Source organism: uncultured Sulfitobacter sp. (assembly GCF_947502895.1).
Lineage (GTDB): Bacteria > Pseudomonadota > Alphaproteobacteria > Rhodobacterales > Rhodobacteraceae > Sulfitobacter.
This window is the reverse complement of sequence record NZ_CANNBM010000001.1, coordinates 1,151,368-1,163,776: the sequence shown is the minus strand read 5'-3', so window position 1 is coordinate 1,163,776 and position 12,409 is coordinate 1,151,368. Positions and strand designations below refer to the sequence as shown.

The following is a 12,409-nucleotide window of genomic DNA, read 5'->3' as shown; positions in this document are numbered from 1 at the left end:
AAAAAACGCAAAAATCCGCGTATTTCTGCGGAAATCATTCCACTATTCGTTGTGCTTGGTATCAACATACCGTTACATTCTGCAAATGAGGCCCAACATTCGGGCAGCCGAGGAGATTTAAAAATGGCAACTAAACCAATGACAAAAACCCAGCTCGTCGCCGCACTGGCCGAAGAAATGGGCACAGATAAAAAAGCAGCAGGCGGCGCGTTGGACGCAGTTTGTGCGCTGATCACGAAAGAAGTATCCGGTGGTGGTGCTGTCACTCTGCCCGGCGTTGGCAAAATCTATTGCCGTGAGCGCCCCGAGCGTATGGTCCGCAACCCTGCGACGGGTGAGCAGTTCAAGAAAGACGCTGACAAGGTTGTCAAAATGACAATCGCGAAGGCGCTGAAGGACAGCGTGAACGGCTAAGGCTTTCACGACAAGAACTAAAAAAGGGTCGTCCAGTCGGGCGACCCTTTTTCGTTGTGTGGATGAACTTGTAACCCTCAGTGTTAGTTGGTGGCCACATTGATGATGCTGAAGGCCGAGCCGATCAGACCGGCAACTACGCCGATGCTGGACACAGGGCTTTCTGTCGCGAGCACCAGATCACCAGAGTTGATGAAGAAGTTACGTGCAGAGAACAGCCCGTCAGACGTGGTCAGATCAATGGTAAAGACGACGCGCTGCTGGCGCGGCCCGCGCTGCCCTGCGCGCAACGCAGATGCAGGGTATTCACGCAGGATCAAAACACCCTTGGGATTTGCACGCGCATCGTTGACGCCACCGATTGTAGCCAGTGCATCAAGCGCCGAGACTTTGTCGCGGTTGAACGAGAACTGGTTTTCATTGCCTGCCGCCCCAAGGGACAGGAAGTACCGCTCGTCTTTTTCGACGATGATGCGGTCGCCACCACGCAAGCGGGTATCAAGCTTGGGGTTATCAAAAAGGCGGCTTAGTGAGGTGCGATAGGTTTTATGACCGCGCACCAGCTTGACCTGCGGGTTTGTCAGGGCGTCGTTCACGCCCCCTGCTGCCGAGATAGCCGCGAGGACCGAGAAATCCTGATCGGGCATCTTCACATTGCCGGGGCTGCGTACGCCACCGATCAGATCGACAGAATTGGTGCGCCCTTCGGCCATCGACAGCTGTACCTGTGCACCAGGCGCCACATCTTCCAACTGGCGTTGTAGCAGGCTACGGGCGCCGTCGGGGGTGCGGTCGGCAACGCGAACCTTGCCCACGTAAGGCACAAAGATCGAACCTGTAGAGGAGACGCGTAAATCGGTCAGGTTTGTGCTGCGCTGACCGGGTGCCATGAGCAGTGAATTCTCGGAGCTATCCCAGATCGTCACATTCAAAGTGTCACCCGCGCGGATGATTTGCGCGTTCGAGCCGTGGCTGTGCGACAACCAGCCATAGTGACGTTCGCCCGTACTGGGCCATTCGGTCAGGCTGGGCAGGAACGCTTTGGAAACCGGGTAAACGGCAAAGTCAGCCTCGGGCTGGTCGGCGCCCTTGACGATCTCGGCCTGGATGGCGGCACCGCGCGGCAGGCTGCCGCAAGCGGATAATGCTGCACAGACTGCGATCCACAGAATGTATTTGCCTAGCTTGCCCATCGGTCCCACCATGTATTCAATTATTATTCTCCCCGACTGCCCGCCAAATGATCCAGTGGGTTCGGGTTGGAAAATGCTCAGACGCACGATACTGCATGGTGCTATGAGGTCAATCATTTCGACAAATATGCGCGACGATTCTGCGGTGCTGGTGCTGGGTGCCAATGGACGTCTGGGCCAGATGTTGTGGCGGCACTGGCCTGAGGGGGGTCAGTTATGTGGTCAGAGCAGGCGGCCTGTCGCCGGTCTGTCCCAGTTCGATCCGCTGGTGGAGACAGCAGAGCTTAAAGATGCCGTATCGCGTGCAGGGGTAGTGATTTGCTTGTCCGGGATCACTCCGGCCCATGCGGCAGCAACAGGGGATGCGATGGAGCTGAACACTGATCTGGCTTTGGCTGCAATAGATGCGGCACCCGCAGATGTGCGGGTGTTTGTTGCATCATCGGCTGCCGTCTATGGTGCGGCAGATGGGCCACACCTAGAGAGCGATGCAGGCACGCCCGTCAGCACTTATGGTCACGCAAAGCGCGCGATGGAACAGGCAGCGCTGGCGCATGGTCAGGGCCGTGTATGCGTCTTGCGCATTGGCAATGTGGCGGGGGCAGATGCGATTTTGGGAGGCTGGCGCGCAGGTTTTGCGCTGGACCGCCTGCCAGAGGGCGGTACCCCAAGGCGTAGTTATATCGGGCCGCAGAGTTGGGCACATGTGATGTATGCATTGTGCAATGCCGAGACGCTGCCGGACATACTCAATATCGCGGCGCCCGGTGTTGTCGCGATGGGGGATTTGCTGGATGCCGCGGGGCTGGCATGGACCGCGCGCGCGCCACAAGATGAAGTGATTGCCGAAGTTGCGCTGGACACCACCGCGCTGGAACGGCTCTATTCTTTCGAAACTGACGAGTGCACAGCGCAAGGCATGGTTGCGCAGTGGAAACTGGGAAAGACATAAGATGACTGGGCAAATGAGATGACTGGGCAAAAACGGATATTCGATTTATTTTTTGCCAGTCTTCTGGTGGTTATACTTGGCCCCGTCATCTTGCTGTTGGTTGTTTATATCTATCTCAAACAAGGGCGGCCGCTCTTTTATGTAGCCGAGCGGATGAAGACGCCCGAGCAGTCTTTCGGCTTGATCAAGTTCCGCACAATGACCGTCGTTGACGAAGATCAGGGTGTATCGGGCGCGCATAAAGCATCGCGTGTTACGCCTGTAGGTGCGCGGTTGCGCGCCAAGCGGCTGGATGAGTTCCCCCAGCTTTGGAACATTCTCAGGGGCGATCTGTCGTTTGTAGGTCCACGCCCGCCGTTGCGCGAATATGTTGAGCGGTTCCCCGATATCTATAGCGAAGTTCTGAAATCCCGTCCCGGTGTGACGGGCCTTGCCACGATCCGGTTTCATAAGCACGAGGAACGGCTGCTGTCGCGGTGCAGCACCGCCGCACAGACGGATGATGTCTATTGCCGTATCTGTGTGCCGCGCAAAGCCAAGCTGGATATGATCTATCAGCGGCGGCAAAGCATTTGTTATGATTTTGATCTGGTGTTCCAGACGATTGCTAATCTGTTCCGCCGCGCGTGAGACAAAAATGCGTCGGTGTCGCGTGTGTCTGTATCAAAAGGTATGCGTTTTTGGCGAATCCCCTTAGTCTGGCGGGATATAGAGAATGAAGTATACCAAGGCCCGCTGGGGGGCGTGCCGATGAAGGCACAGGGGTATGCGGGTGGCCACAAGCTGCCGTAACTTTGGAACGGGCCATGTTGAACTGGATCAAGTCGCTGAACAAAGCGCAAAAGCGCCGCGTTATGCAGGTGATAGACGCCGTGCTTGTACCGCTTGCGCTGTTGTTTGCCTTTGCTGCGCTGGACTTGCCTGGAGGTACTTGGGAAAACATGCGCAGCTATATGTTGCTGCTGCCTTATATGATTTTTGCAACGATCGGCATTTCGATCTGGATCGGGATCAGCGACATTCAGGTCAGCGCCTATGAGGCGGCATCGGTTGGTCTGACGGGTATTCATGCGTTGCTACTGACCATCGCGTCGATCGTGTTTTCCGATATTGCGGGACTGGGCCTGCCCATCGGGCTGCATATGGTTTTCGGGGTGGTGTTTTTCTGTTTTGCGGTGGCGAGCCGTGCCGTCCTGTTGCAGCTGGTGCTGGCCGTCTACCGATATTCGGCCACACGCACGCGGGTCCTGATCTATGGTGCGGGCACCACAGGGTCGCAGATCGTCTCGGCCTTGCGCGGACATGAAACGATCCAGCCAGTTGCGTTTGTCGATGATAATAAGGGTCTGCACGGGATGCGCGTGCAGCGGTTGCCAGTCTTTCCTGCGGTCAACATTGCGAAAGTGGTCCGTGAAAACCAGATTGATCGCGTGCTGCTGGCGGTGCCCTCGCTTAGTCGGCCCAAACAGGCGCAGATTGCGCGGCGGTTGGAGAAGATGGGCCTTGAGGTTCAGACGCTGCCGTCGTTCTCGCAATTGATCGGGGAAGAGGCGCTGGTGGACCAGTTGACGCCCGTTTCCGCCAAGAGCTTTCTCGGACGTGTCGAGGTGGATCACCCGCTGGGGGATGCCAGCAACAGTTATCGCGACAAGGTTGTTCTGATTTCAGGGGCTGGCGGTTCTATCGGGTCGGAACTGTGCCGTCAGGTGATTGAATGCAAACCCGCCAAGCTGATCCTGTTCGAGTTGAGCGAACTGGGTCTTTATAACATCGACATGGAATTGCGCAGCGTGATCGAACAGGACGATCTGGATATCGAGCTGATCCCCGTTTTGGGGACGGTTACGGACAGCCGACAGGTGCGCAAGCTGCTGCTGACACACGGGGTTCAGGTGGTGCTGCACGCGGCGGCATATAAGCATGTTCCGCTGGTCGAGGCGAACCCGCTGACGGGGCTGGTGAACAATGTGTTTGGCACGCAAACGCTGGCCGAACAGGCTGCCAAGGCTGGGGTCGAGCGTTTCATGCTGATATCCTCTGACAAGGCGGTGCGGCCTGCCAATGTCATGGGGGCGTCCAAGCGTCTGGCGGAGCTGGTCGTGCGCGACATGGCCACACGTGTTGGCAACAAAAAGGGCACTGTATTCTCGATGGTGCGGTTTGGTAACGTCCTCGGCTCATCGGGGTCGGTTGTGCCGTTGTTTCAGGACCAGCTGAGCCGTGGCGGCCCGCTGACGGTGACCGACAAAGGGGTCGAGCGGTATTTCATGACCGTGCAAGAAGCGGTGCAGCTGGTGTTGCAGGCCTGCTCCATCAGTCGTGGCGCAGAAGTGTTCGTTCTGGATATGGGGCAACCTGTCCCGATCCTGCGGCTGGCGCGCCAAGTAATCGAAAGCGCGGGATATGAAGTGCGCGATGCCGATAATCCTGACGGCGACATTGAAATCCAGATCACGGGTCTGCGCCCCGGTGAGAAGATGTCAGAAGAATTGACTCTTTCCGATGATCTGCTGGGTACAACTTACCCCAAGATTTTCATGACCCACGAAGAAGGGCTATCCCAGATCGAGATCGCCAGCGCTCTGCGCAGCCTGCGCGAAGCCTTCGTTGCAAGTGACGAAGATATGGCGCGCGATGTGGTCCGCCGCTGGGTCGAAGGTTTTCAGGTGGTTGTTGAAAAGGCCGACGTTTCCTGAGCAGCGCGCAGAATTGTCACGCAATGCGCCAATTGCTGCGACAGGATAGGGGTTTTGTTGCGTCTTGTACCTGCGCGGTGCATTAATTGCGGAAAAGACAGTTCCGGACAGAGAGCAGATAATGATCCGACATCTTGCACAGACCAGCCTTCGTGCGGCGCTATTGGGCGCGGCTTCGCTTTTGCCGACGCTTGGCAGCGCGCAAAGTGCTGACGCCGTTTTCGAGACACCCAACCGTCCGAGCCTCAACTTTTACGGTGTGACAGGCCTGATCGACATGCCCTCGGCCGAAATGTTGCCTGACGGGCAGGTTGCCATTGGTATTTCTACATTCGGGGCGTCGACACGCACGACGCTGACATTTCAGGCGCTGCCACGGATACAGGCCAGCTTTCGCTATTCGGGGATCAAGGACGCGAATATCGCGGGCTTTGACACTTACCGTGACCGCAGCTTTGACATCCGTTTTCTGCTCAACCGTGAACGACGGTATCTGCCTGCCGTGACGGTGGGTTTGCAGGATTTCGCTGGCACCGGCATCTACGCGGGCGAGTTCGTGGCCGCGACCAAAAACTTTTCCGGTGGTCGCATTCCCGGGAATATCAAAGCGACTGTCGGTCTGGGGTGGGGGCGTCTTGGCAGCTCTGGCAGCATTGGTGCGCCGTTTGGCAGTAACCGTCCACAGTTCCAATCGGGTGATACGGGTGGCGAGCTGTCTGTAGACCAATGGTTTCGCGGCGAGGCGGCACCGTTTGCCGGTGTGGAATGGCAGATTAACGACAAATGGGGCGTGAAGGCTGAATACAGCTCGGACGCGTATGACGTCGAGACAACGCAGGGCGTGATCGAGCGCAAGTCGCGCTTTAACTTTGGCGCAGAGTATCAGGTCTCCAACGGGGTGCGTTTGGGCGGCTACTATCTCTACGGCTCCGAAGTGGGGCTGAACCTGCAAATCCAGCTGAACCCGAACCGTCCTGTATCCAAGCTGCGCATCCCTGCGCCGCGCCCCTATGACGTGCGGCCAAGCCGCCGTGCGGACCCTGCCGAATATGACACCGACTGGCTGGTGAGCGAGGCGCAAGCCTCGGCTGAGGTGCGCGATGTGCTGATCCCGCTGCTGGAGGCCGAGGGCCTAACGCTGATCGAGGTCAAGACAACCACATCGACCACAGAAGTGCGGTATTCCAACCAGCGTTATGGTGCGGTGGCGGTTTCCGTCGGACGTGTGGCGCGGGCAATGGCGCGGGTGCTGCCTGCCTCGGTCGAGACATTCCGCATTGTGCCTGTGGTGAATGATCTGGCGCAGTCGGTTGTGGTCTTTCGCCGCTCGGATCTGGAAGCGTTGGAGTTTGCGCCTAACTCTCCCGATGCCTTGCTGGCTGTGACGGGGTTTGGCAGTGCGGATCCAGTGCTGGCAGGTGCTGCGCGAAACGAGACATTATTCCCCAAGCTCAACTGGGCCATCGGCCCGTATCTGACACAACGGTATTTTGACCCGAACGAGCCTATTCGTGTAGATGCTGGCATCGCGCTGAGCATGTCCTACCAGCCCGCACCCGGTTGGAAGATCGCGGGTCAGGTGCAGCACCGTCTGACGGGCAATGTCTCGGAGATTTTCCGCCAGAACCAATCCAATCTGCCGCGTGTTCGATCGGACGCGGTGGAGTATGACCAGGGGGGGGATACATCCATTCCCCGTCTCTATGTCAGCCGCCAGTGGAAAGCGGGTCCTGACCTGTATGCGCGTGTCTCTGCAGGGTATCTTGAGCGGATGTTCGGCGGCGTCTCGGCAGAGGTATTGTGGAAGCCGGTGGCAAGCAGGCTGGCCTTCGGGGTTGAGGCGAATTACGTCAAGCAGCGTGCGTTCGATGATTTGCTCGGATTTCAGGATTACAGCATCGCGACGGGCCATGCTTCGGCCTATTATGAGTTTAACCACGGGCTGACCGCACAGGTCGATGTCGGGCGCTATCTGGCTGGCGATGTGGGGGCGACATTCACGCTGGAACGTGAGTTTGCAAATGGCTGGCGTTTGGGCGGGTTCTTTACGCTGACCGACGCTACAGCGGAGGAATTTGGCGCTGGATCATTCGACAAGGGGATCAAGATTACAATTCCCGCCAACTGGTTGTTGGGCAAACCCGATACGCGGGTCAGGTCGACAACCATCAGGCCGTTTTCCCGTGATGGGGGCGCGCGTCTGAATGTACCGGGCCGTTTGTATGAACAGGTCCGCAGCGGCCACCGTCAGGGGCTGGTTGGAAACTGGTCTGGAGTTTGGGAATGATGAAAATTGCATCACGTCTGGTTGGCGCAGGGCTGATCGCTGGTGTGCTGGCGGCCTGTAGCTCCGACACAACGGATCAGACAAGCCTTCCGCGCGTTCTAGCGACGACATTGCTGAGCACGGTCCAGACCCGCCGCGCCGAGCCACCGCAGCAGGTGGTTGTCACACCCGAGAGCTACGCAAAGATTGTGATTCCCCTATTGCAGGTGAACCCGGCCAATACGGGCGGTAGTGACTTCCTTCAGCGTGCCGCATCGCGGCGTGATTCGACCCAAGGTAAAGTAGAAGTCTGGAAATCCTCCGATGACGCGCAGATTTTTCTGAGAAATGGTGTCGTGATCGGCACAAGAGGGATTGGGCGTGACATAATTGCTGCGGATGCAAACTATGCCGTTAACGCTTTGCGCACGGGGGCCAGCAGTAGCGGTTTGCGCAGCTTTATTGTTTCCGATGGCGATGTAACAACAAGCGAAATGCAATATCGTTGTGACATAAGAAACCTCGGGTCTAAGAAAATTGTTGTTGTAAATCGGTCGTTTACAACCAATCACTTCCGCGAAACCTGTGTGAGTACAGTGGCAGGTGGGGCGGATTTGCGTAATGAGTACTGGGTGGAACGTAGCACTGGAGTGGTGCGAAAATCCAATCAATGGGTCGGTCCAGTGGCGGGATATTTCGAAATGATTCTGCTTAAAAATTAGGCATCAGTGCAACACTTGGCAGATCATCGCCAATAATGTAGTCTACCCCCGACAATACCGTTGAGAACTTGATTTGTTTAAGCTATCTCCAATTTAAATGAGCTTCGGCTCGAACAGAATTTATTAACACAGGATGAACAACATGTTTAAGATTATCTCCGTAGCCACATTGGTAGCTTTCACAGCGACAGCTTCTTTCGCGGGCTCCATCAAGCCAGCAGAAGATGACGATGATGTAATCGCATACGTACCAACTGGCGGCTCCGGCATCGGCGCACCAGCAGTAGTTGGCGGCATCCTGGCGGCTGTTGCAGTAGCGGCGCTGGTTTCCGGCGGCGGCGACGATGATGATGGCTCCGTAGACGGCCACGGCGACCAGCCAGAAGACTAAGTCTTTATAGACTTAACAGAATTAGGCGGCCTTTCCTAACGGAGAGGCCGTTTTTCGTTTTGGCTTTGGAACCGGAAGGTTGTCTGAATGGACAAGCGATTGCTGTCATTTGGTCATGGGTATTCTGCGCGGGCACTTGCCGCGCGTTTGGTGCCTGAGGGCTGGCATATCATTGGGACAACCCGCGATCCTGAAAAAATGGATGCGATTGCCGCAACAGGCGTTGAACCCGTTCTATGGCCTGGCACCGACATGCAGCCACTGATTGCGGAATTTCCCAATGTCCTGATATCGGCAGGACCAGGACCAGACGGTGACCCAGTGTTGGCCCAATTGTCTGGCGCTTTGGCCAAAGCGGCCCCTGCAATGCGCTGGGTCGGCTATCTTTCGACAACGGGTGTCTATGGCGATCACCAAGGCGGCTGGGTGGACGAGCGGACACCCCTCACCCCAAGCACCAAGCGCGGGCAGGCCCGTGTGGAGGCGGAGGCAGCATGGCAAGCTATTGCGGGATTGCCGCTGCACATCTTTCGGCTGGCGGGGATTTATGGCCCCGGGCGCGGGCCGTTTTCCAAGGTCCGCAACGGCACCGCGCGGCGAATCATAAAAGAGGGCCAAGTGTTCAGCCGCATCCACGTTGAGGACATAGCCCTCGCGCTTGAGCTGTCTTTAAAAGCGCCTTCATCAGGGGCGATTTACAACCTGTGTGATGATGATCCTGCCCCGCCTCAGGACGTGATCGGCCATGCTGCCGAATTGCTGGGCATGCCCGTTCCGCCCGCGGTCGCGTTCGAGACTGCTGAGATGACGCCGATGGCACGCAGCTTTTATGCAGAAAGCAAACGGGTGCGGAATGATCATATCAAAGACGTGCTGGGTTGGCGGCCTGCTTATCCCGATTATCGCAGCGGACTGGCAGCGATGCTGGCGCAATCCGATACCTGAGCGAAAGAAAGGTTGCTGCCTTGTCGCAGTGGGGCAGACACGCCATATACACCCGAACCTGTCCATGACGGAGCCACCATGACACCCATCCAGAAACTGACCGCTACTTTGGAATCGAACATTGTTCGCAATACGATCCTAGGGGTGATCCTGTTTAATGCGATTATTCTGGGGCTAGAGACATCCAAGCCTATTATGGCGCGGGCTGGCGGACTGATCCTGTTGCTGGACAAGATCTGTCTGGCGATTTTTGTGGTTGAGCTGGTGGCGAAACTGATCGCCTACCGCGTGCGGTTTTTCAGAGATGGATGGAACATCTTTGATTTTATCATCGTCGGTATTTCGCTTGCCCCTGCGGCCGAAGGATTCTCGGCGTTGCGGGCGCTGCGCATTTTGCGGGTCCTGCGGATAATCTCGGTCGCGCCCAACCTGCGGCGCGTGGTTGAGGGATTTGTGACTGCGCTGCCGGGTATGGCCTCGGTTTTCCTGCTGATGTCGCTGATTTTCTATATCGGCGCTGTCATGGCCACAAAACTGTTCGGCATGGGATGTGATCTGTGTACGCCCGAGCAAGCGGCGGATTTTAATCTGTGGTTCGGAACACTCGGGCGCTCGGGTTATTCACTGTTCCAGATCATGACACTGGAAAGCTGGTCGATGGGCATCGTGCGCCCCGTGATGGAGGTTTACCCACTGGCATGGATGTTCTTTGTTCCGTTTATCATGATGACAACCTTTGCGGTGGTGAACCTGCTGGTTGGTTTGATCGTGAACTCCATGCAGGACGCGCATGCCGAAGAATCAGTCGCCAGTACCGATGCCTACCGTGAAGACGTGCAGGGTAAACTGGTCGCGCTGGAGGCCAAGCTGGACCAGTTAATCGCAGCCCGCAAAGACTAGGCGGTCTGCGCACCAATCTGAGCAATACCCAGTGTGTTGAGGACTTTTGCTTCGATATGCTCGGCGTTCATGCCTGCGACGGCGTACATATCGGCAGGGCTTGCCTGATCTATAAAGATGTCTGGCAGCACCATTGAGCGGAACTTCAGACCTGTATCAAATACGCCTTCTTCCGCCAGCAGTTGCGCCACATGGCTGCCAAAGCCGCCAACGGCACCTTCCTCGACGGTGATCAGTGCTTCGTGATCGGCAGCCAGCGAAAGGATCATGTCGCGGTCCAGTGGTTTGGCAAAACGTGCATCTGCAATGGTGGGTGTAATGCCCTTGGCGGCCAACGCTTCCGCTGCTTTTTCAACTTCCTCCAGCCGCGTCCCGAAAGACAGTATTGCGACACGGCTGCCTTTAGCGATCATACGGCCTTTGCCGATCTCCAGTGGTTTCCCACGCTCGGGCAGGTCCACGCCGCGCCCTTCACCGCGTGGAAAGCGGAAGGCGATAGGCCCGTCATTATGCGCTGCGGCGGTGGCGACCATATGCTTTAACTCGGCCTCGTCTGCCGCGGCCATAACGACAAATCCGGGCAGATTTGCAAGATAGGCGATGTCGAAAGACCCCGCGTGGGTTGCACCATCAGCGCCCACAAGCCCTGCGCGATCAATGGCAAAGCGCACAGGCAACCGCTGGATCGCCACATCATGCACAACCTGATCATAGCCGCGCTGCAGAAAGGTCGAATACATCGTGCAAAAGGGCTTCATCCCGCCCGCAGCGAGGGCCGCGGAAAAGGTCACACCATGTTGTTCGGCGATACCAACGTCAAAGCAGCGCGAGCCGTAGCGTTCCAGAAATTTGGTAAGCCCCGTGCCATCAGGCATCGCCGCAGTCACAGCACAAATCTTGTCATCCTCTGCCGCCTCCTGAAGCAGGCTTTCGGCATAGACATTGGTGTAGCTTGGCGCGTTGCTGGGCGCTTTTTTCTGTTCGCCCGTAACGACATTGAATTTCGCGGTGGCATGGCCCTTGTCGCGTGCAGCCTCGGCAGGGCCATAACCCTTGCCCTTTTTGGTTAGGACATGGATCAGGATCGGGCCTGTTGCCCGCGCTTTGACGGTGCGCAAAACCGGCAGCAGCTGGTTCATGTCATGCCCGTCAATGGGGCCGACATAGCTAAAGCCCAACTGCTCGAACAGGGTGCCGCCTACTGTCATACCTTTCAGCATATCCTTGGCGCGTTTGGCCCCTTCACGGAACGGATAGGGCAGCAGGCTCACGGCGCCTTTTGCGGCTGATTTCAGTTCCTGAAACGGTTCTTCTGCATAAAGACGGCTGAGATAGGCGGACATTGCTCCAACGGGGGGGGCAATGCTCATCTCGTTATCGTTCAGGATTACGATCAGGCGCTTTTTCAGGTGACCTGCGTTGTTCATCGCCTCATAGGCCATGCCAGCGGACATGGAGCCATCGCCGATCACGGCAATTGCATCGCCCAGACCTTCGGGCGTTACCCCGCCCAGATCGCGCGCTACCGCAAAGCCCAAAGCAGCCGAAATAGAAGTTGAGCTATGCGCCGCGCCAAAGGGATCATATGGAGATTCGGACCGTTTGGTAAAGCCACTCAATCCACCCTCCATCCGCAGGGTGCGGATGCGGTCACGCCGTTCCGTCAGTATTTTATGAGGGTAGCATTGGTGGCCAACGTCCCAGACGATCTTGTCGCGGGGGGTGTCAAAAACAGCATGCAGTGCAACGGTCAGCTCAACCACGCCAAGGCCTGCACCTAGATGCCCGCCTGTGACCGAGACAGCAGAAACTGTTTCCGCGCGTACTTCACCTGCCAGCTGTGTCAGCTGCGTGTCGCTGAGCGCTTTCATATCAGCGGGGCGGTTTATCCGGTCCAGCAGGGGTGTGTTCGGCGTATTGGTCATCTCTT

At 57.1% G+C, this 12,409-nt stretch carries 11 protein-coding genes; 9 read left to right on the top strand and 2 right to left on the bottom strand.

Annotated features, from left to right (window positions below; all coding sequences use genetic code 11):
- Nucleotides 1-123: 123 nt before the first annotated feature.
- Nucleotides 124-414 (top strand): HU family DNA-binding protein, encoded by a 291-nt coding sequence (locus tag Q0903_RS05795; RefSeq protein ID WP_299026347.1) that lies wholly within the window; start codon nucleotides 124-126, stop codon nucleotides 412-414.
- 83 nt (nucleotides 415-497) lie between these two features.
- On the opposite strand, the gene Q0903_RS05790 is transcribed toward Q0903_RS05795, so the two are convergent.
- The gene (locus tag Q0903_RS05790) at nucleotides 498-1,607 is read right to left on the bottom strand and encodes a polysaccharide biosynthesis/export family protein (protein WP_299026344.1); all 1,110 of its coding nucleotides are present in this window, start codon (nucleotides 1,605-1,607) and stop codon (nucleotides 498-500) included.
- 127 nt (nucleotides 1,608-1,734) lie between these two features.
- Here Q0903_RS05790 and Q0903_RS05785 point away from each other — a divergent pair, with 127 nt between their 5' ends.
- From Q0903_RS05785 to Q0903_RS05750, 8 genes are all read left to right on the top strand, one after another.
- Entirely contained in the window at nucleotides 1,735-2,559 is an 825-nt protein-coding gene (locus tag Q0903_RS05785; RefSeq protein WP_299413648.1) for an NAD-dependent epimerase/dehydratase family protein, read from the top strand.
- 18 nt (nucleotides 2,560-2,577) lie between these two features.
- Nucleotides 2,578-3,189 (top strand): sugar transferase, encoded by a 612-nt coding sequence (locus Q0903_RS05780; RefSeq protein WP_299413645.1) that lies wholly within the window; start codon nucleotides 2,578-2,580, stop codon nucleotides 3,187-3,189.
- A 176-nt stretch (nucleotides 3,190-3,365) separates the two neighbouring features.
- Entirely contained in the window at nucleotides 3,366-5,255 is a 1,890-nt protein-coding gene (locus tag Q0903_RS05775) for a nucleoside-diphosphate sugar epimerase/dehydratase (protein ID WP_299026336.1), read from the top strand.
- Between the two features lie 121 nt (nucleotides 5,256-5,376).
- A complete protein-coding gene (locus Q0903_RS05770) occupies nucleotides 5,377-7,542 on the top strand; it encodes a YjbH domain-containing protein (protein ID WP_299026334.1) in 2,166 nt (721 codons plus the stop codon).
- Nucleotides 7,539-8,243, top strand: coding sequence for a YjbF family lipoprotein (locus tag Q0903_RS05765; RefSeq protein ID WP_299413642.1), 705 nt, complete (start codon nucleotides 7,539-7,541; stop codon nucleotides 8,241-8,243). The genes Q0903_RS05770 and Q0903_RS05765 overlap by 4 nt, the downstream gene beginning before the upstream one ends.
- Before the next feature lie 142 nt (nucleotides 8,244-8,385).
- Complete coding sequence (locus tag Q0903_RS05760; protein ID WP_299026328.1) at nucleotides 8,386-8,634, top strand: hypothetical protein; 249 nt, start codon at nucleotides 8,386-8,388, stop codon at nucleotides 8,632-8,634.
- Nucleotides 8,635-8,721: 87 nt separating this feature from the next.
- Nucleotides 8,722-9,579: an SDR family oxidoreductase gene (locus tag Q0903_RS05755; RefSeq protein ID WP_299413639.1), complete on the top strand. Its 858-nt coding sequence runs from the start codon at nucleotides 8,722-8,724 to the stop codon at nucleotides 9,577-9,579.
- A gap of 78 nt (nucleotides 9,580-9,657) precedes the next feature.
- Nucleotides 9,658-10,479: an ion transporter gene (locus Q0903_RS05750; protein ID WP_299026322.1), complete on the top strand. Its 822-nt coding sequence runs from the start codon at nucleotides 9,658-9,660 to the stop codon at nucleotides 10,477-10,479.
- On the opposite strand, the gene dxs is transcribed toward Q0903_RS05750, so the two are convergent.
- The gene (gene dxs / locus Q0903_RS05745; protein ID WP_299413635.1) at nucleotides 10,476-12,404 is read right to left on the bottom strand and encodes a 1-deoxy-D-xylulose-5-phosphate synthase; all 1,929 of its coding nucleotides are present in this window, start codon (nucleotides 12,402-12,404) and stop codon (nucleotides 10,476-10,478) included. The two genes, Q0903_RS05750 and dxs, sit on opposite strands and share 4 nt — an antisense overlap.
- Nucleotides 12,405-12,409: the final 5 nt, after the last annotated feature.

What these genes read in the sequence shown, in the direction of transcription:
- Q0903_RS05750 (WP_299026322.1), top strand. Translation starts at nt 9,658, where the DNA reads ATGACACCCATCCAGAAACTGACCGCTACTTTGGAATCGAACATTGTT.
- Q0903_RS05775 (WP_299026336.1), top strand. Translation starts at nt 3,366, where the DNA reads ATGTTGAACTGGATCAAGTCGCTGAACAAAGCGCAAAAGCGCCGCGTT.
- dxs (WP_299413635.1), bottom strand. Translation starts at nt 12,404, where the DNA reads ATGACCAATACGCCGAACACACCCCTGCTGGACCGGATAAACCGCCCC.
- Q0903_RS05760 (WP_299026328.1), top strand. Translation starts at nt 8,386, where the DNA reads ATGTTTAAGATTATCTCCGTAGCCACATTGGTAGCTTTCACAGCGACA.
- Q0903_RS05780 (WP_299413645.1), top strand. Translation starts at nt 2,578, where the DNA reads ATGACTGGGCAAAAACGGATATTCGATTTATTTTTTGCCAGTCTTCTG.
- Q0903_RS05790 (WP_299026344.1), bottom strand. Translation starts at nt 1,607, where the DNA reads ATGGGCAAGCTAGGCAAATACATTCTGTGGATCGCAGTCTGTGCAGCA.
- Q0903_RS05755 (WP_299413639.1), top strand. Translation starts at nt 8,722, where the DNA reads ATGGACAAGCGATTGCTGTCATTTGGTCATGGGTATTCTGCGCGGGCA.
- Q0903_RS05785 (WP_299413648.1), top strand. Translation starts at nt 1,735, where the DNA reads ATGCGCGACGATTCTGCGGTGCTGGTGCTGGGTGCCAATGGACGTCTG.
- Q0903_RS05770 (WP_299026334.1), top strand. Translation starts at nt 5,377, where the DNA reads ATGATCCGACATCTTGCACAGACCAGCCTTCGTGCGGCGCTATTGGGC.
- Q0903_RS05795 (WP_299026347.1), top strand. Translation starts at nt 124, where the DNA reads ATGGCAACTAAACCAATGACAAAAACCCAGCTCGTCGCCGCACTGGCC.
- Q0903_RS05765 (WP_299413642.1), top strand. Translation starts at nt 7,539, where the DNA reads ATGATGAAAATTGCATCACGTCTGGTTGGCGCAGGGCTGATCGCTGGT.